Here is an 18,595-nt window from a genome sequence, read left to right as displayed (position 1 = left end):
GCAGGGCAGGGACGACAGGGAGAGAGGGCCACGCCGCACAGGGCGGCCCTACATCTTGCAAGGGCGGGGACGCGTGACACCCAAAATTCAGCTTTCGACGCGGCGGCGCATCGCCTCCGCGCTTCTGGTCGGCACTATCCTGGGCGGCACCGCCGTCCCGGCCTTCGCCGCGCGCCAGACTGCACCAGCACCCACCCGGCAGGCGCCGGCCGCGGCGCCCGCTCCGGCGGCACCTGCTGCCACCGCGCCCGCCGCGGCGCCAGCCCCGGCACCTGCTCCGGCGCCGCTGCGCGTCATCCAGACGCTCAGCGTCACCGGCAACCAGCGGCTCGAGACGGACACCGTCCTCTCCTACATGAAGCTGCGCGTCGGCCAGACCTATGACGTTGAGCAGCTCGACCAGGCGCTCAAGGACCTGCTCGCGACCGAATTGTTCGCCGACGTCCAGATTCTCGGCGCCGACACGGGCAACATCGTCGTCCAGGTGCGCGAGAACCCGGTGATCAACCGCATCGTCCTCGAGGGCAACGAGCGCCTCAAGGAAGACAAGATCAATCCGGAGATCAAGCTCTCGCCGCGGCAGATCTTCACCCGCACGAAGGCCCGCGCCGACGTCGCCCGGATCATCGAGCTCTATCGCCGCCAGGGCCGCTTCGCCGCCACCGTCGAGCCGAAGATCGTCCAGCTCGAGCAGAATCGCGTCGACGTGGTGTTCGAGATCAACGAGGGTCCGCAGTCGCGCATCCGCCAGATCAACATCATCGGCAACGAAGCGTTCGGCGACCACGAGCTTCGCGGCCAGCTCGCCACCAAGCGCGCCAGCTTCCTCAGCTTCCTCTCCTCGGGCGCGGTCTACGATCCGGACCGCCTTGCTTACGACCAGCAGAAGCTCCGGCAATTCTACCTGACGCAGGGCTATGCGGACTTCCGCGTGGTCTCCGCCGTTGCCGAGCTGACGCCCGACCGGCGCGACTTCATCATCACCTTCGTGGTGGAGGAGGGCGAGCGCTACAAGTTCGGCGACATCAAGGTCGAGAGCAGCATCCGCGACTTCAAGGGCGCCGGCCTCGCCAAGATGCTGCCGATGCACAAGGGCGACTACTACAACGCCAAGCAGGTCGAGGACACGGTCACTCAGCTCAACGAGGCGGCGGGCCTGTTCGGCTACGCCTTCGCCGACGTCCAGCCGGACTTCAACCGCGACCGCGAGCACCTCACCATGTCGGTGGTGTTCAACGTCGCCGAGACGCCGCGCGTCTATGTCGAACGGATCAACATCAACGGCAACAAGCTGACCCGCGACAAGGTGATCCGCCGCGAGTTCCGCGTCGCCGAGGGCGATCCGTTCAACTCGGTGCGGGTCAAGCGCTCGCGCGACCGCATCCAGTCGCTGGGTTATTTCCAGGACAATCTGGAGATCGAGCAGACCCAGGGCTCCGGCCCGGACCGCGTCAATCTCGGCGTCAACGTGCAGGAAAAAGCGACCGGACAGCTCCAGATCTCGGCCGGCTATTCGAGCCTCGAGCATTTCCTCGTCAACCTGTCGATCGAGCAGCGCAACTTCATGGGCAAGGGCCAGACGGTCCGTGCCGCGGTAAACTACTCGACCTACTCGAAGTCGATCGAGGCGGGCTTCACGGAGCCGTACGTTTTCGATCACAACATCGCGCTCGGCTTCGACATCTTCCGCCGCGACTATTCGAATTTCAATTATGTCGGGGATCAGCGGAACACCACCTACAAGCAGGTCTCGACGGGCGGGCAGATCCGCACCGGCATTCCGCTCACCGAATATCTGTCGATGGCGCTTCGCTACGGCCTCAGCTACGATCAGGTCAGCCTCGACAAGGCGACCTTCTATACCAATGGCGTCTGCGATCCGCTGATCGCCGGCCGCTATCTGTGCGAAGCCGTGGGCAACCGCCTGACCTCCTCGGTCGGCTATTCCATCGTCTACGATTCGACGGACAACCAGATCCGTCCGACGCGGGGTCAGCGCTTCACGCTGAACCAGGATTTTGCCGGCCTCGGCGGCGACGTCCACTACATCCGCACCAAGGCGACCGGCACAAAATTCTGGCGGCTGTTCGGCAACTTTATCTTCTCGCTGACCGGCGAGGCGGGCTACATCCACAGCTTCGACAAGGGCGTCGGCGATCAGGATCCGGTGCGCCTCGTCGACCGCTTCTTCCTCGGCGAACCGCAGATCCGCGGCTTCGACATCCGCGGCGTCGGACCGCGCATCCAGCGCGTTTTCTTCAAGACGGATGCCAACGGCGCCTACGTCCAGAATGCGGACGGCACCTACCAGACGATCGAGGACCGCAAGCAGATCATCGACGACGCGATCGGCGGCCGCGCTTATTATCTCGGCCGGGCCGAGGTCGAGATCCCGGTCAGCGCCAGCTTCAAGGAGCTAGGGCTGCGGCCGTCGCTGTTCCTCGACGTCGGCGCCGTTTTCGGTGTCCGCCGCCCGACCACGGACAGCGTGCTGCCGAACGACCCGCGAGCCGTCGACCGCTGCGTCGACACAGCGGGCGGGAGCGCCGGTACGCCGGATGCGACCGGCGTCTGCGCTACCGGCACCCTCGTGGCCGGCGTCAAGCCGTTCATAGAGCGCTTCGTCGGCGATACGCCGCGGCCGCGCGTGTCGATCGGCTTCGGCGTCAACTGGAATTCGCCCTTTGGCCCGTTCAGGATCGATATAGCCAAGGCGCTTATCAAGGCGCCGGGGGACGCGCCAAAGCTTCTCACCTTCAACGTAGGGACCGCATTCTAATGACCAAGACCCTTATCGGCGCGGCGCTCGTCGCGCTCGCCCTTGCCGCCCCGAGCGGCGCCGTCGCCCAGCGCGGCGGCTCGGCGCCGGACGTTCTCGTCGTCGACATCGGCCGCATCTCGACCGAGTGCAACGCGTGTCGCGCTGCGGCCACCAACCTGCAGAGCCAGCAGTCGGCGCTCCAGCAGCGTCAGCAGCAGCTGCAGCAGCAGCTCCAGACGACCGGCGGCCCGATCCAGACCGCGGTCGACGCGCTTGCCGGCAAGCAGCCCGACCCGGCGCTCCAGGCGCGCATCCGCGCGTTCGAGACGCAGCGCAATCAGGCCGCGCAGGAGATCCAGAGCCGCGGGCAGCAGATCGAATCGATCGGTGCCAACGTCAACATCCAGATCGACACGCGCCTGCGCGCCATCGTCGAGCAGATCCGCGCGCAGCATAATGCCGCCGTGGTCGTCGCCAAGGGCGCGACCTGGGCGAGCAATCCGAGCATCGACGTCACCAACGAGGCGCTTGCCGCGCTCAACCAGCAGCTGCCGTCGGTCAGCCTGACGCCGCTGCCGCAGACGGCGCAGCCGACGCAGCCCCAGGGCCGCTGAGCCCACACCGGTGAGCGAAACCGCAGGAACCGCCGCCATGGGCCCGCTCGATATCAAGCGGGTCATGGCGGCGATCCCGCATCGTTACCCCATGCTCCTCGTCGATCGCATCGAGGAGCTGGTGCCGAACGAGCGGATCGTCGCCATCAAGGCGGTGACGATCAACGAGCCTTTCTTTCAGGGCCATTTCCCCTCGCGGCCGATCATGCCCGGCGTGCTGATCGTCGAGGCGATGGCGCAGGCGGCGGGCGTGCTCGCCGTCGAGTCGCTCGGGCTCCGGGATTCAGGCAAGCTCGTCTACTTCATGGCGATCGACAACACGAAGTTCCGTACGCCGGTGGAGCCCGGCGTGCTGCTGCGCCTCGAGGTGACGCTGACCCAGTCGCGGCGCGCGGTGAGCAAATTCTCCGGCCGCGCCTATGTCGGCGACAAGCTCGCCGCAGAGACCGAGTTCACCGCGATGATCGCCGACGCCCCGGCCGACTGAGGCCCGGTCACCCGGCGGAAGGCGGGAATCTGCCGTGGTCTAGGCCAGTTCCCAGCCGGTGCTTCGACGCACGATGCCGAACACCTCCTGCAGATGCGGGCTGTCGAGCAGCGCTCGCGGCGCCCCGTCCGCGGCGACGGCGCCGTCCTTAATCATCAGTAGCCGGTCGGCAAAGCGCGCCGCCAGATCGAGATCGTGCATCGCCGCCACGACGGCGATGCCGCGCGTCTCTACCAGGTCGCGCAGCAGCCCCATCAGCTTCAGCTGCCACTTCGGATCGAGATTGGCGCTCGGCTCGTCGAGCAGCAGCAGCCGGGGCACGGGCGCGATGGCACGGGCGATCAGCACCCTGCTGCGCTCCCCGGTCGAGAGGCGGTCGACCCTGCGATCCGCGAATTCCTCCGTTTCAAGCATCTCGATCGCCGGATCGACCACGCCGCCCGGCGGCAGGCCGAGTCCAATTACGTCCTGCGCCGAAAGCGGCCAGGCGATCTCGCGGGACGCTGGGAGGTAGGAGAGGAGGCGCGCGCGGGTTTGGGGGCCGTGCGATTCCGGATCCTCGCCCGCGATGCGAACCCTCCCGCCCGGTCTGCCGATCCGCGCGAGGGCGTGGAGCAGGCTGGTCTTGCCGCTGCCGTTCGGGCCGACGAGGCAGACGAGTGCCGGCCCGTCGATCCTGAGGTCCGTCGGCTTGAGGCGTCCGGGGAGGCTGAGCGCCTCGGCGTGGAGGAGCGGCGTCATCGCGCCAGGCCCCAGCGCATCCGCACCACCAGCCGGAGGAAGAATGGCGCCCCGAGCAAGGCGGTGACGACGCCGATCGGCAGCGCCCGCCCCATCGGCGCCACCCGTGTGACGAGGTCGGCGGCAGTCATCAGTGCGCCGCCGATAATCGCCGCCGGAAAGATGGCGCTGCCGGGATGGCCGCGGGTCAGTCGCCGGGCGAAGATCGGCGCGACCAGACCGACGAAGCCGATCGCCCCGCACACCGCCACGCAGGCGCCGACGCCGACGGCCGAGAGGCAGACGACGCCCACGCGCAGGCGAGTCAGCCTGTAGCCGAGGGCCTCCGCCGCCTCCTCGCCGAGGGCGAGGCTGTCGAGAGCGCGCGCGGTGCGGGCGAGGAGCAGGATCGTGGCAAGCGCCGGCACCGCGGCGAAAGCGGCTTGGGCGAGGCTGCGGTCGACCAGCGAGCCCATCAGCCATTCATAGGCATCGTAAAAGGCGAAGGGGGAGGGGGCGAGGGCGAGCGCCACCGTCGTCAACGCCCCCGCCAGCGCGCTGATCGCGAGGCCGGCGAGGAGCAACGTCGCCACTTCTGCGCGACGGCCGGCGAGGGCCAGCAGCAGCAGGAGGGCGCCGACGGCGCCCAGCACTGCGCCCGCAGAGAGCCCGACGGGGCCGCTGAAGCCCAATATGTAGGCGCTGAGCACCGCACCGAGCGCTGCCCCGCCGGTCGTCCCGGTAAGGTCTGGCGAGGCGAGGGGGTTTGCGAACAGCGCCTGGATCGCCGCGCCCGCAGCGCCGAGGACGGCGCCGTAGGAGAGGGCGAGCAGCGCCCGCGGCAGCCGCAGCTCCTGGAGAACGGCGAGGCCGAGCGCGCGGTCGCCGGCGAGCAGGTCGGCAAGCTGACGCCATGGCGTCGCCACCGACAGCGCGAAGAGGAGGAGCAGCGTGGCTGCGAGCGCAAGGGTGGCGGGCCGGCTCACCGGCCGAGTTCCCGCCGCAGCCGCACGATTTCGCGGGCCATCAGCGGCCCCATGCAAGTCCACAGCCGCCCGTCCGTCGCCACCGTCCGCCCCGCCTTGGCCCGCGCCGCGAGGGGGTGCGACAGCCAGCGCTGCTCGGCGGAATATTGGCCGCTCCTGTAGCTGCTGCGGAGCAGCACGGCCGGCGGGCGGACGAGGAGCGTTTCCAGCGACACGCGGTCGCCCGGGAGCGCGCGCTGGCGCAGCCCGGCGGCCGCCATCCACTCGGCCCCCGCGCCGGCCGGCGCGAGGCTGCGCCCGCCGCCGCTGAGGTAGACGGCGTCGCGCAGGGGATGCGGCGCGCTGTGGCGCACCCGCTCGATCGCCGCCGCCACCGCTCGGCCCCGGTTCTCCTGCCCCAACGCGGCCGCCACCCTCATTGTGGCCGCCTCGATATCCGAGAGGGTCTGCGGGTAAGGGATGTCGAGGACCTTGAAGCCGAGCCTGGCGCCGATGCCGGCGCGGTCCCGCCCGCCGCCGCCCATATTGAGGACGAGGTCGGGCTTCAGCGCCGCGACGGAGAGGAGGCTGCCGCCATTGCGGCGATAGGCCCGCGCACGGCTCCACAGCGGGGTCTCTTCGGGCAGCTGGGAGAGGTAGCTGACAGAGACGATCTGCCGCGGCTCGGCGAGCAGCAGGAGCAGCTCGTCGGTGCACAGGTTGAGCGACGCCACACGCTGCGGCGCCGCGGGGGCGGGTGCCGCCGCCGCCGCGAGGGCGAGGCTAAGCGCCGAGGCGCAGGCGAAGGCCCGCATAGACCGTCCTTTCCGCCGTCGCGTAGCCGACGACATCCTGGTAGCGCGCATCGAAGGCGTTCTCCGCCCGCACATAGGCCTCGATCTGCCTGGTGAGCCGCCAGCCGATCCGCGCCGAAGCGAGCAGATAGGCATGGAGCCGCACCCGCTCGGCCGGAAACACATCGAAGTTCGTGTCGGTGCGGGCGCCGACATAGGCCCCCGTCGCGCTCCAGCTCAGCCTGCCCTGTGTGACGGCGGCGATGAAATTGGCGCTGTGCCGCGGCCGCCGAACCTCCCGGACGAGGGTGGTGCCCGCCGCCTGCTGCTCGTCGGCGTCGAGCCAGGTGTAGTTCGCCGACAGCAGCAGCGCCTTGGACGGGCGGTATTGCGCCTCTACCTCGACGCCACGGCGGCGGCTCCGTCCGCTGGCATTGGCGGTCGAGGAGAGGAAGGTCACGGGGTCGAAGACGTCGAGGATCTCGTCCTTTAGCCGCGCCGAAAAGCCGGTGATGCCGGCGCTGAAGCCCTTACCGTCCCATCGCAGCCCTGCTTCCCAGCCCTCTGATCTCTCAGGTTTAAGATTAGGATTGCCGCGGAAGGAGCCGGGGAAGAAGCCGTAAAGATCGTAGAAGGTCGGTTGGGCGATTCCTTCCCCATAAGCTGTGTGGATCCTGAACCCGCCCCCTGGCGCGACGACCGCAGCGGCGCGGACCGTCGTCGCGTCCTTGAACGCGCTGAAGGAATCGTGGCGAACGGCGAGGTCCGTCGAGAGGAAGCCGATCCAGTCCGCCTTCCATTCGCCGACGAATGCGTCGAGGCGTCGGGAGCGGTCCTGGTCGGTGGCGCCGAAATAGCTTTGGTCGCGGCCGTGAAAGCGTTCGCTTTCATGGTCGTAGGCGAGGGTGATGCGATGGTGTCCGAAGGTCCTGGAAAGCTGGGCGCCGCTGGTGAAGCGCTCTCCGGACGTCGTGTTGAGCGGGGCCTCGCCGGTGAAGTTGCGGTTGGCGCTGCCGAGCAGGCTCGCTTCGGCGGAGACGTGCCAGCCGCCCGCCTCATAGGCCGCCCAGGCACGGCCGGCGGCGATGCGGTTGCGGGTGTTGTCGAGTGTTTCGGTGCGGGCGAAGGTGACGGGGTCGTAGCCGTCGAATTCGCTCTTCCCCTCGACATAATGGCCGACGATTCCGAGCTCGAGACCCGGAAGAGGCCGTGCCACGGCCTTGGCGGTGGCGAAGCGGGTCCAGTAGCCGTCGCGCTCGCCGCCCCTACGCCCAAGCTCGTCTATGCCTTCGCTGGCCGCTGCTCCGGCGGCGGCTGAGAAGCCGGCCGGGCCCGCCTGCGCGGCGCCTTGGACGAAGCCCCGGCCGCTCGTGAGCGATCCGTATTCGCCGAGCGCCGTCACGCCCGTCCCGCGGCGTGTGTCGGCGCTCTCCACCGCCACCACGCCGCCCAGCGCCTCCGAGCCCCACAGCGCCGATTGCGGCCCGCGCACCACCTCCACGCGCGACAAAGCATCGCTGGACAGCAGTTCGAACCGCGCCTCGTTGCCGGCCGCGGGGTCGTTGAAGCGGATGCCGTCGACGAACAGCAGGCTGTGGTTCGCTTCCGCTCCCCTTATCCGCAGCTGCGTCTGGCTGCCTTTGGGGCCCGAGACGGCGACCGAGACGCCGGGCACCAGCCGCAGCACGTCGCTCGCCTGCGGCAGCGACAGGGCCTCCAGCGTCTCCGCATCGATCAGTGTGGCGGAGACCGGGCTCTCATCCTGCCGCTCCGGCTCTCGCGAGGCCGTCACGACGATGGTGTCGGCGGGTGGGGTATCGGCCGCGGGAGGGGCGGCGAGAGCGGTGAGCAGGAAGAATGGAATCATGGCGGCTATCTCCTTCGCGTGTCGACACATGTCGTCACGAAGGGAGCGGCCGCGGCCGTTCCCCGCAGCCCGGCTGGTCCCGGCCGGAATGCGGACGACGCGCGAAGGCAGGTCTCCTGGCTCACGGCTTTCGGAGGCCTTGCCGCCTCCGGCGCCCCGCCCTCCTTTGCGGATGGGGGGCTCGCCGCCTACAGTTGCGGGTACAGCGCCGGCTTGAACCGGCTTCCCTTTTCACCGTACCTGTTGGGTACGGCACCTTCGGCTGCGACGGGGCTAGGCGCCGGTGCCGAGGCTTGTCAATCTCGGCCCTTTTCGCTAGGGGACGCGGCAGCCGGCGCCCCGCTTTCGCGGGGCCGCTTTGTTTTGAGGCTGGTCGGAACCAGCCATCCCCGAAGGACCGACGCGATGAAGACCGACGCCCATCCCGATTACCACATGATCAAGGTGCAGATGACCGACGGCACCGTGTTCGAGACCCGCTCCACCTGGGGCAAGGAAGGCGACACCCTCCAGCTCGACATCGACCCGACGGCGCACCCGGCATGGACCGGCGGCAGCGGCAAGATGCTCGACAGCGGCGGCCAGGTCGCACGCTTCAACAAGCGCTTCGGCGGCCTCACCCTCGGCGGCAAGAAGTAAGGCTGCATGGAGGCGCCGACGCTCGAGACCGAGCGCCTCCGCCTCCGCGCTTTCCGCGCCTCCGATCTCGACGCCCAGGCCGCGACCATGGGCGATTCCGAAGTCGTGCGCCATCTCGGCGGGCACCCCTTCTCGCGTGAGGAGACGTGGCGCAAATTGCTGTGCGCGCCGGGCCTGTGGGTGCTGCTCGGCTTCGGATACTGGGCGGTCGAGCGGAAGTCGGACGGCGCCTATTGCGGGCAGTTGGGGTTCGCTGACTTCAAGCGCGACCTCCAGCCCTCGATCGAGGGCACGCCCGAAATGGGCTGGATCTTCGCGCCGCAGATGCACGGCCACGGCTATGCGTCCGAAGCGTGCGCTGGCTCCCTCCTATGGCTCGATGCCGCGCTCCCGGGGCGCGAGGCGACGGCGATCATCTCCCACGCGAACATCGCCTCGATCCGCGTCGCCGAGAAGAACGGCTTCTCTATCCGCGAGGAGGCGCTGTACCGCGGCGAGCCGATCCTCCTCTTCCGCCGCCCGCCGGCGCGGAGCTAGGCGGCTACGGCCTATTCCGCCGCTTCCGGCGTTGTAAGCGTCGGTGGCGAGTTTGAGGCCGGATCATCTGCTGACGCAGCGTCTGCTGAAGTCGGTAACGCGAGCTTGACGAGCGGGCGTATCGGGCTCGTCACGGGCGGAATATCCGCTATCGCGGCCTCACCGTACATAGTGTCTAGGTCTTCGAGTTTCCTCGCCTGAACCAGAACGTTCCGTTCCAAACTACCGATGAAGTCGTTGTAGGATCCACTGGCTTTTTCGAGCCGGCTCCCCAGATCGACGATTTTATTCACCATCGTTCTCATTCCAGCGTGAAGCTTCTTGCCAGCGCTTACGAACTCACGCGCCTCACGGGCGGCGTGTTCTTGCTTCCACATCCATGCCATCATTCTCGCTAGCGCTAGGAGATTGATAGTAGAGGCAATCACGACCTTGTTTTTGAATGCCTCTGAGATCAGCGAGGGAAGCCGTTCAGCTGCTGCTGAAAGAAAATGCTCTCCGGGAATAAACATAATTACAAAATCAGGAGTATTTTCAAACTTGTCCCAATAAGCCTTTCTTCCGAGTTCCGTAGCGTAGGTTCTGACCGCGTTGGCATGATCCAGCAAAAGCGCGGCACGAATATCCTCGTTTTCCTCGTCGTATGCCCTTTCAAACGCGGTTAGTGGGCACTTTACGTCCACAACAATACATTTGCCGCCGGGCAGACGGATAACACAGTCTGGCCGAAACTGCTGCCCTTCCTCAGTGCGAGTGGCTTGGATCTCAAAGTCTACGTTGGGTGCCAGTCCAGCGGACTCGAGGATCGTACGTAGTTGCTCTTCACCCCACCGGCCCCTCGCCTTAGGACTAGAGCGCAGGACACCCGCCAGCCGTGAGGTTTCGAGACGAGCTTGGTCGTTGACCCTGTTCATTTGCTCCACCGCCTTAATTAGGCCGGCGTATTGATCCACTCGCTCTTTCTCCACGCGGGCGAGGCTCTCAGTTTGCCCCTTGAGTAGCGTTTCCACAGGTTGAAGAATCGCTCGGAGTTTGGTCTCATTGGCCTTCTCTGCCTCAGCAAACCGGTCGGTTGCACGCTTAAGCAGCTTAGTCTGCGCGTCGTCTAACGCCCGCGCAGCGAGTTGGTCGAACGTCGCTCGCAACTGGATTTCAGCCTCTTCGATCCTCTTTAGTTGCTGTTGGTGCGACTCCTCTCGCTCTGTATGTTTCGCGCCCATGGCAGCGAGCTTTTGAAGAGCATCATCTCGCTCTACCGTCACCGAGGTCAACATCGGTCGAAGAAGCTCAGCAGCCTCGGCACGATTAGTCGCTACCGCGAGTTGCTTCTCAGCCTCATTGCACCGGTTGCGGATATCATGAGCCTCCGCCCGAAGCGCCGCGGCCTGGCGGCCGCCGAGCATGAAGCCGAGCCCCGCCCCGCCCAAAGCGGCGACGACGATGACCAGCATCAGGAGCGCTTCCATTCTTCTGTCCTCGGCTCAGAACGAAGTGCGAACCTAAAGCAGGGCCGCCGCCGCGGCAACCCAGGCGGACCGACTATCCACAGGAAAAAGGTCAGTCGTCAGGGAGGAGCCGGGGCTCCGGGCGGCCGAGATGGTGGGCGAGGGCGCGGATCCATTCGCAATGGGTTTCCCGTTCCTTGGCGAACGGCTCTGGATCGAACCCGTCCTGCTGGCGGTAGCCCGCGGCCCGAAGGCGCCGCGCCATCCCGGAGGCGGCCTTCGGGTCGGGGGGAGAGGCGTGGGGCTCGAGGGCGATGAGGCGGCCGATCTCCTCGCCCATCCGGCAGCCGTCTTCGCGCAGCAGGACAGCGAGGCCGCGCAGGTCCGGCATGTCGAGCCAGCGTTCGACGATGAGGGCGAGGTCGAGGAGGGCCCCCAGAGCGGCGGGCCAGCCGGAGCCGGTACCGGTCGTGCGGAAGTAGATGAGCGAGGGATGCGAGGTGTGGCTCTGGCGGACGGCCGCGCACCAGTCGCGGCCGTCGCGCAGGATCCGCGGCAGCTCGGCGACTGCGCCGATGGCGGCGAACTTCTCCAGGAGGGCGACGGCGGCGGGCGGCTCGCCGGCGGAGGTGCGCAGCTTGAAAATGCCGGAATCGCGGTGGGCGATGCTCGACTGGACTTCGAGAAGATAGGTGACGGCCATGGTCATGACGCCGAGCCCGCAAAAGCCGGCGGCGAGCATCACCCAGCGCCCGCCGTCCCGCACCGTGTCGCTGCTCTGGCCGATGGTGACGAGCGCGCTTCCCGCGGCGAAGACGGCGTCGCCGAAGCTGGTGATGTGCGGCGTGAACGAGGTGCCCGCCGCGTGGACCATGAGGCCGAAGGCGATGGCGAGGAGCCCCATCCAGATCGCGAAGGAGGCGACCAGCGCGAACGGCGCGAACATCGTCGACAGTCCGCGCCGCCGCCCCCGCAGCCGCTTCCACACCGGAAGCAGGACGAAGACGAGGCGGCGGGCGATGTGTAGCGAGGCGTGACTGCCGCCCGGCACCACCACGGTGTCGAACACGTCGCGCAGCGTCATCGCCGCGAGGGCGATGCCGGCGGCGAGCTCGAGGAACGTCCAATCCATCCGCGCGCAACGCGCCTGCGGTGGTTTGGATCATATGCGGTGGTGTGGCGGCGGCGGGGCAGGCCCCTCCACCACCGCTCCCGCGGCAGGCCCCTCCACCACCCTTCGGGCGGTTCCCTCCCCATCGCCTGCGGCGACAGGAGGACGAGAACCAGTCCTCCCTGTTGCGAAGCAATGGGGAGGGGGACCATGCGCAGCATGGTGGAGGGGCCGCCCTAGCGGTCGGCCTTGCGGGGGAGGCGGACGATTTTGTCGTCGTGGCCGACGAGGGCGGCGAGGGCACCGGCGATTTCGGCCTGGCCGAAAGGCTTGGCCAGGCGGGGGAGGTGGAGGACGTCGTCGGTGGTGCCGGTGTAGCCGGTGATGATCAGGATGGGGATCGACGGGTGATCTGCCTGGAGGCGGCGGGCGAGCTCGGCGCCGTCCATGCGCGGCATCTTGTAATCGGTGATTACGACGTCGGCATCGAGGCCGCCCGCCAGGAGCCCGATGGCTTCGGCGCCGCCTTCGGCTTCGGCGACCTTGTGGCCAAGGTCGCGGATCATCTCAGCCGTCCCGACGCGGACGATCTCCTCGTCGTCGACGAGCAGGATGGAGAGCGGCCGTCCGGTCGAGAGCAGGGGCGCGGTGGCGCGGGCGCGGTCGCGGGCCTGGCCCTTGCCGGCGACAGGGAGGTAGAGGTCGGCGCGGGTGCCCTTGCCGGGTTCGCTGGCGAGTGAGAAGCCGCCGCCGAGCTGGGCAGCGAGGCCGTGGACCATCGAGAGGCCGAGGCCGGTGCCGCGGCCCGTCTCCTTGGTGGAATAGAAGGGCTCGACGGCGCGGGCGAGGGTCTCGGCATCCATGCCGCAGCCGGCGTCGATCACCGACAGGTGGACGTAGAGCCCGGGCCGGAGGCGCAGCTGCGAATGCGGACCGACGGCGACCTCGTCGACGACGATGGTGAGCGGCCCGCCGTTCGGCATCGCGTCCCGGGCGTTGACGCACAGGTTGAGGATGGCGAGCTCGATCTGATTGGGATCGGCGAGCGCGGCCGGGAGGTTGGCGGCGGGGCGGACGTTGAGCTCGATCGTCGGGCCGATCGAGCTGGCAATGAGGTCGCGCATGCCGGTGAGGAGCTCGCCCAGGTCCACCGGCTGCGTCTCCAGCGTCTGGCGCCGCGCAAAGCCGAGCAGGCGCTGGACGAGGGTCTTGGCGCGATCGGCGGCGAGCAAGGCGTTGGCGATGAGGCGGGCCGAGCGGGGATCCTCGGCGGCATATTTCCGCTGGAGGAGGTCGAGCGCGCCGGTGATCGGGGTCAGAAGATTATTGAAATCGTGGGCGACGCCGCCGGTCAGCTGGCCGATCGTCTCGAGCTTCTGGGCCTCGTGGAGCTGGGCGACCGCCTCGGCATGCTGGGCGGTGCGCTCCTCGACGCGCTGCTCGAGATCGGTGGCGAGCTGGTGCAGTTCATCGAGCCGCGCGCGCGCCTCGTACTGGCGGCGCCGGCCGCGGATCGCGGACTGGGCGAGACTGACGAGGGTGGTCGGGTGGAACGGACGTTCGAGGAAGGTGACGTTGCCGAGCATGCGCAGGTAGCGCACGGCGGCCGGGTTGCGCTCGATGCCGCCGCCGCGCTGGGTGAGGAGGACGAAGGGGAAGTCCGACCATTCGGGCTGGGCGGCGATCCATTCGCCGAGCGGGCCGATGCCCGCCTCCCAAAGCGCCTCCTCGGTGACGAGCGCGAAGCCGGCTCCGGCGGCGAGCCCGGCGACCAGCTCGGCCAGGCCATGGCAGACTTGGCCGCGAATGCCGGCTTCCTCCAGCATCGCGCAGGCGACGGCCGCGTCGCGGCCCTGCGGTGCCAGCACCAGCGCGCGCTCGGAGAGGTGGGGGATCACTCCCGCTTGGCTTCCAGCAGCTGCGGCTCGTCGCCGATCAGCTCGGGAACGCCCCGAAGCACGCCCTGGAAGGCGGTCAGTGGCTCGCCGAAAGCGATGCCGGTCGATCCGATCCGATATTCGCGAATCGTGTCCTCGTGCGCGCTGGTCCGCTTCTTGATGACCGAAATGGCGCGGCGGACGCGGCCGCGCGCCTCGAAATAGCGCAGCAGGATGACGGTGTCGGCGAGGTAGGTGACGTCGACCGGCGCCTTCATGTCGCCGACCAGGCCGTGCTGGGCGACGGTGAGGAAGGTCGAGGCGCCGCGGCGGTTCAGATATTGGAGGAGCTCGTGCATGTGCAGGATCAGCGCCTGCTCGCCGGGCATCGCCGCCTGGTAGCCGTTCAAGCTGTCGATCACCACGGTGCGCGCCTCATATTCCTCGACGCAGTGGCGCACCCGCTGCGACAGCTCGCCCGGGGTGAGCTCGGCGGCGTCGACCTGCTCGATGACGAGGTTCTTCGAGTCGACCAGCGCCTGAAGATCGATGCCGAGACCCTTGGCGCGCTCGAACAGCAGGCCGAGTTCCTCGTCGAACACGAACATCGCCGCGCGCTCGCCGCGGCTGATCGCGCCGACGATGAAGTTGAGGGTGAACAACGACTTGCCCGTGCCAGCGGGGCCGAGGATGAGCACGCTCGACCCCCGCTCGACGCCGCCGCCGAGCAGGGCGTTGAGTTCGGCCGATTCGGTCTTGAGCACCTCGCGGTCGAACGCGATCCTGTGCTCGGACGAGATCAGGCGCGGGAAAACCCTGACGCCGCCCGTGTCGATGACCAAGTCGTGATAGCCGCCGCGATAGCGCTGGCCGCGATATTTGATCACCCGCATCCGCCGCCGCTCGGAGCCATATTCTGGCGACAGCTCCTCCAGCCGCATGACGCCGTGGGCGACGCTGTGCATGGTGCGATCGTTGGCTTCGCTCGACAGATCGTCGAGCATCAGCACGGTCGCGCCGGAGCGCGCGAAATAATGCTTCAGCGCCAGGATTTGGCGGCGGTAGCGGAGCGACGACTGGGCGAGGAGGCGGATTTCCGAGAGGCTGTCGAGCACGACCCGCTCGGGCTTCACCGCCTCGAACGATTCGAAGATGCGCTTGGTCGTCTCGCCGAGCTCGAGGTCGGCGGAATAGAGCAAACTCTGCTGCTGCTCCTCGTCGAGCAGGCTCTCGGGAGGGACCAGCTCGAAGATCGAGATCGGGTCGAGCGACCAGCCATGCGAGGCGGCGCCGGCGCGCAGCTCGTCCTCGGTCTCGGACAAGGTGATGTAGAGCGAGCGCTCGCCCTTCTCGGCGCCGGAGAGGAGGAATTGGGTGGCGATGGTCGTCTTGCCGGTGCCGGGGCTTCCTTCGAGCAGGAACAGCCGGCCGCGGGCGAGTCCGCCGGCGGTGATCTCGTCGAGGCCGACGACTCCGAAATTCGCCTTTTCGTCTCGCTCCACCAATCGCTCCATCCCGCCGGGACCCTTTCTAACGCAGATCAACCCGTAACGATCCCAAGCGGGAATAGGGTCTCGACGCCGCTCAAAAGCGCCTCCCGAACCATGCGCAAGACCGAAAAAAAGCGGGGCGCCGAAGCGCCCCGCAGGAATCCCCGGGATGAACAAAGGGTCGGGGGAGGGAGGGTTAGAACTTCATCGAGGCGGCGACGCGGAAGTAGCGGCCGAGGATGCCCGAGAAGTAGGTCACCGAACCGCCGCCGGCCGGCGACGGATAAGGCGGCTTCGAATCGAGGAGGTTGTCGACGATCAGCTTCAGCCCGAACTGCTTGTTGATGTCGAAGCCCAAGGTGGCGTTGTACACCGTCCAGGCGCTGACGCCGCTGATGTTGCGGCGGTTGGCGGCGGCATCGACGTCGAAGCTCGACTTGCCGAAATATTGCGCCTGGACGAGGGCGTTGAACGGCCCCTTTTCCCAGGTGACATTGGCGGTCGCGCTGTGGTGCGGATAGCCGATGTCGCCTGCCAGATGGCTGACGTCGCCGGTACCGACCTGGGTCTCGAGCGTCTTCAGGTAGAAGTAATTGACGCCGAGGCCGAACGTGCCGAGCTCGCCGATCTTGTGCCGGTAGGAGACGTCGGCGGTGAGGCCGCGGAACCGGTAGGAGGCCGCGTTGTAATAGCCCTCCCGGATCATCGTGATCTGGCCATTGGCGTCGCGATCGACGAGGCCGCAGAAATTATTCGGATAGTTGGACGCGTCGTAGCAGGCGTTGAGGATGGCATCCCCTCCCAACGAGACGATCGCATTCTTGAGCCTGATGTCCACCCAGTCCACCGCGGCCGAGAAGCCGGGGAGGAAGCGCGGCTGGAAGATCGCGCCGACCGTCCAGCTGTCGGCCACCTCGTTCTTGAGGCCGGGGTTGCCGGACACCGTCACCGGCACGGTGAAGTTGCTGTAGTCGGAGATGAAGGTCGCCGGGTTGATACCCGCCGCGCGGCAGTTGGCCTCGCGCCGCGATGGATTGGGTCCCGAGCCGACGCTGTTCATGTCGCACGGGTCCGAGCCCACGTCGAAGGCCGAGGAGGTCGGGTTGAACGCCTCGGTGATCGCCGGCGCGCGGATTGAGCGGGTGAAGTTGCCGCGGAAGGTCAGGTCGCGGATGAAGCCCAGGCGACCGCCCGCGGTCCAGGTGAGATCGCCGCCCGACAGCGAGTTCCAGACGTAGCGCGCGGCGCCGTCCAGCTCGAGGGTCTTGAGGAACCTGAGGCGCGTGTCCGGCGAGACGATCGGCACGCGAAGCTCGCCGAAAATCTCGTTGGTGTGGAAGCTTCCGGAAATGGGGTCGATCGGGATGGTGCGGCCGTACTGGCTGCGGGTCCCGTCGCCATTGTCCTGGCCGTAATAATAAGCGCCCGGATCGAACGAGGTCGACTCGCGACGGTGCTCGTAGCCGAGCGACACCTGGACATCGCCGCCCCAAATGTGGGCGATCGGGCCGGTGACGTTGGCGTTGAGGACCATCTGCGTGTTGGTCGAAACCGGCGTGGCGAGCGCAAAGATGTAGTTCCGCGCCGCCTGGCTGGCCTGGCCGACGCCGAAGACGTTGAGCGGCGCGCAGGTGGAGGAGATCGTCGCGATCGGAGCGTTGGTGTAGCCCGGCGCGCAGACGATGTTGCCGCTCGAATCGCGGACGGCGTTCAGCGCGTTGGCGAAGTTCTGCTGGACCAGCTCGTAGTTGCGGCCCTCGGTGCGCGAGCGGCCGTAATTGGCCGATGCCTCCCACTTGAAGTTCTTGGATCCGACGCTGAAGTCGCCGTCGAAACCGCCGACGAAGCGGTAGGTCTCGACCTTCGCTTCGGCGCGGCCGGTGGTGAGGTCGCTGAGCGCGCGGCCGATGTAGAAATTGGTCTGGCCGGGCGCGAGGTTGGCCTGGATCGTCGCGCGGTCGGCGGCGCTCAGGAAGGGGTTGTTGACGCTGGCGATGATGTTGCCGTCCGCCGTGCCGGCGGCGTCGAACAGCGCCGTGTTGTAGTTCGGCTGGTCGATCAGATTGACACCCTTGGTGTGGGCGTACCACGCCTCGCCGAAGACGCGGACATGGTCGGTCAGCTGGTAGCTCGCCAGCGCGGTGCCGAGATAGCGCTCCGAGCTGGTGAGAAGGTTCGACTGCGCCGGCAGGTCGAAGCCGTTGCCGCCCGAGCTGATATAGCCCTGACGCAGCACGGTGCCGAGATCGAGGGGGACGAGGGTGCCGCCCGGGCCGAACTGCAGGAGGTTGCCGCTGGCGTCGCGGATGCCCGAGCGCGAGGCGAGGTAATCGTCGCGCCGGAAGGGAACGCCGCCGCTGGTAAAAGCGGTGTAGCGCTGCGACGGGTAGAGCAGGGTCTGGAAGGTCGAGCCGGCGCTGGTCGGCGGGCTGCCGAAGAAATTGCCCGCTGCGGTGATCGCGCGGTCGCCGGCGGTAAGGCCGGTAGAAGTGTTGTACTCACCGGAAAGCGTGATGTTGCCCCGGCCGCCGGCGAAATTGTGGCCGGCGATGACGCTGATCCGGTAATCCGGCGCGTCGCCCTGCTGCGAGATGCCGGTCTGGCCCTCGATCCGCACGCCTTCGAAATTGCGCTTGAGGATGATGTTGACGGTGCCGGCGATCGCGTCGGAGCCGTAGATCGGCGCGCCGCCGACGGCGACGGTCTCGATGCGCGAGACCAGGGTGGTCGGAATGTTGTTCAAGTCGACCTGGCTGCCCGGCGACACCGGGCCGAAGATGCTCGCGGTGTTCGACGAGACGAAGCGGCGGCCGTTGACCAGCACCAGGGTACGCTGGGTGCCGAGGCCGAAGAAATCGACGAAGGTCTGGGCGGGGCCGAACGAGGACTGGGCGCCGACCGCGCTGTTGCCCGGCGGGCCGAAGGCGGGGAGCTCGTTCAGCGCCTGGCCGACATTGGTGTAGCCGCGATTCTCGATCTGCGCGGCGCCGATGACCTGCGTCGGCTGGATAGTCTGGAAGTCCGGCCGGGCGATGCGCGAGCCGGTCACGACGATCGCCTGATCGTTCGTCGGCTCGTCCGCCGGCGTGGTGGTCGCGGCGCTCGGCGTGGTGGCCGTGGCTGCGGTGGTGGAGTCGGTGACCGGCTGCGCTTCGGCCTGGGCGGCGGCGGGCGCGGAAGCCGCGGGGGCCTCCGTGCTCTGCGCAAAGGCGGCGGCCGGCAGGGAGGCGGCAAGGGCGAAGAGGGAAACGGAAACGGGCAGACGCGGCAGAACGTTCTTGGTCACCG

Annotated in this window: 14 protein-coding genes and 1 riboswitch; of the genes, 5 read left to right on the top strand and 9 right to left on the bottom strand. The window is 67.8% G+C overall.

The window, feature by feature from the left end:
- Positions 1 to 85 precede the first annotated feature (85 nt).
- Genes bamA through fabZ form a run of 3 tightly spaced genes read left to right on the top strand, consistent with a single transcriptional unit; the run spans position 86 to position 3,862 of the window.
- Positions 86 to 2,779 (top strand): outer membrane protein assembly factor BamA, encoded by a 2,694-nt coding sequence (gene bamA / locus VGC56_RS19165; protein WP_464127551.1) that lies wholly within the window; start codon positions 86 to 88, stop codon positions 2,777 to 2,779.
- The gene (locus tag VGC56_RS19160; protein WP_464127483.1) at positions 2,779 to 3,375 is read left to right on the top strand and encodes an OmpH/Skp family outer membrane protein; all 597 of its coding nucleotides are present in this window, start codon (positions 2,779 to 2,781) and stop codon (positions 3,373 to 3,375) included. Before bamA ends, VGC56_RS19160 begins: the two co-directional genes overlap by 1 nt.
- 37 nt (positions 3,376 to 3,412) lie before the next feature.
- The gene (fabZ, locus tag VGC56_RS19155) at positions 3,413 to 3,862 is read left to right on the top strand and encodes a 3-hydroxyacyl-ACP dehydratase FabZ (protein WP_464127481.1); all 450 of its coding nucleotides are present in this window, start codon (positions 3,413 to 3,415) and stop codon (positions 3,860 to 3,862) included.
- A gap of 39 nt (positions 3,863 to 3,901) precedes the next feature.
- On the opposite strand, the gene VGC56_RS19150 is transcribed toward fabZ, so the two are convergent.
- The 4 genes from VGC56_RS19150 to VGC56_RS19135 are packed head-to-tail and all read right to left on the bottom strand — an operon-like array spanning position 3,902 to position 8,208.
- Positions 3,902 to 4,603 carry an ABC transporter ATP-binding protein gene (locus VGC56_RS19150; RefSeq protein WP_464127479.1) on the bottom strand — a complete coding sequence of 234 codons (702 nt, stop codon included), beginning with the start codon at positions 4,601 to 4,603 and terminating at the stop codon, positions 3,902 to 3,904.
- Complete coding sequence (locus VGC56_RS19145; protein WP_464127477.1) at positions 4,600 to 5,568, bottom strand: FecCD family ABC transporter permease; 969 nt, start codon at positions 5,566 to 5,568, stop codon at positions 4,600 to 4,602. Before VGC56_RS19145 ends, VGC56_RS19150 begins: the two co-directional genes overlap by 4 nt.
- The gene (locus tag VGC56_RS19140; RefSeq protein ID WP_464127475.1) at positions 5,565 to 6,362 is read right to left on the bottom strand and encodes an ABC transporter substrate-binding protein; all 798 of its coding nucleotides are present in this window, start codon (positions 6,360 to 6,362) and stop codon (positions 5,565 to 5,567) included. Before VGC56_RS19140 ends, VGC56_RS19145 begins: the two co-directional genes overlap by 4 nt.
- The gene (locus VGC56_RS19135; protein ID WP_464127473.1) at positions 6,331 to 8,208 is read right to left on the bottom strand and encodes a TonB-dependent receptor plug domain-containing protein; all 1,878 of its coding nucleotides are present in this window, start codon (positions 8,206 to 8,208) and stop codon (positions 6,331 to 6,333) included. The genes VGC56_RS19140 and VGC56_RS19135 overlap by 32 nt, the downstream gene beginning before the upstream one ends.
- Positions 8,209 to 8,297: 89 nt before the next feature.
- A riboswitch (cobalamin riboswitch) is annotated at positions 8,298 to 8,483 on the bottom strand.
- Positions 8,484 to 8,613: 130 nt separating this feature from the next.
- Between VGC56_RS19135 and rpmE the strand changes: the two genes are divergently transcribed.
- Both rpmE and VGC56_RS19125 read left to right on the top strand, forming a co-directional pair.
- The gene (gene rpmE, locus VGC56_RS19130) at positions 8,614 to 8,847 is read left to right on the top strand and encodes a 50S ribosomal protein L31 (protein ID WP_464127471.1); all 234 of its coding nucleotides are present in this window, start codon (positions 8,614 to 8,616) and stop codon (positions 8,845 to 8,847) included.
- A 6-nt stretch (positions 8,848 to 8,853) separates the two neighbouring features.
- Positions 8,854 to 9,384, top strand: a complete 531-nt coding sequence (locus VGC56_RS19125) for a GNAT family N-acetyltransferase (protein WP_464127469.1) — start codon at positions 8,854 to 8,856, stop codon at positions 9,382 to 9,384.
- 11 nt (positions 9,385 to 9,395) lie between these two features.
- Here VGC56_RS19125 and VGC56_RS19120 read toward each other — a convergent pair whose 3' ends face one another.
- The 5 genes from VGC56_RS19120 to VGC56_RS19100 all read right to left on the bottom strand — a co-directional run bounded on the left by VGC56_RS19120 (position 9,396) and on the right by VGC56_RS19100 (position 18,593).
- Complete coding sequence (locus VGC56_RS19120; RefSeq protein ID WP_464127468.1) at positions 9,396 to 10,850, bottom strand: DNA recombination protein RmuC; 1,455 nt, start codon at positions 10,848 to 10,850, stop codon at positions 9,396 to 9,398.
- A 91-nt stretch (positions 10,851 to 10,941) separates the two neighbouring features.
- Entirely contained in the window at positions 10,942 to 11,961 is a 1,020-nt protein-coding gene (locus VGC56_RS19115) for a hypothetical protein (protein ID WP_464127466.1), read from the bottom strand.
- A 215-nt stretch (positions 11,962 to 12,176) separates the two neighbouring features.
- Positions 12,177 to 13,838, bottom strand: a complete 1,662-nt coding sequence (locus VGC56_RS19110; RefSeq protein ID WP_464127465.1) for an ATP-binding protein — start codon at positions 13,836 to 13,838, stop codon at positions 12,177 to 12,179.
- Positions 13,835 to 15,319 (bottom strand): ATPase domain-containing protein, encoded by a 1,485-nt coding sequence (locus tag VGC56_RS19105; RefSeq protein ID WP_464127463.1) that lies wholly within the window; start codon positions 15,317 to 15,319, stop codon positions 13,835 to 13,837. The genes VGC56_RS19110 and VGC56_RS19105 overlap by 4 nt, the downstream gene beginning before the upstream one ends.
- A 184-nt stretch (positions 15,320 to 15,503) precedes the next feature.
- On the bottom strand, positions 15,504 to 18,593 hold the full coding sequence (locus VGC56_RS19100; RefSeq protein ID WP_464127461.1) for a TonB-dependent receptor domain-containing protein: 3,090 nt from the start codon (positions 18,591 to 18,593) through the stop codon (positions 15,504 to 15,506).
- Positions 18,594 to 18,595: the final 2 nt, after the last annotated feature.

Origin of the sequence: Allosphingosinicella sp. (genome assembly GCF_036403745.1) — a bacterium.
In the GTDB taxonomy this organism is placed as follows: Bacteria; Pseudomonadota; Alphaproteobacteria; order Sphingomonadales; family Sphingomonadaceae; genus Allosphingosinicella.
The sequence above is the reverse complement of the archived record's forward strand: the minus strand, read 5'-3'. Positions and strand labels throughout refer to the sequence as shown.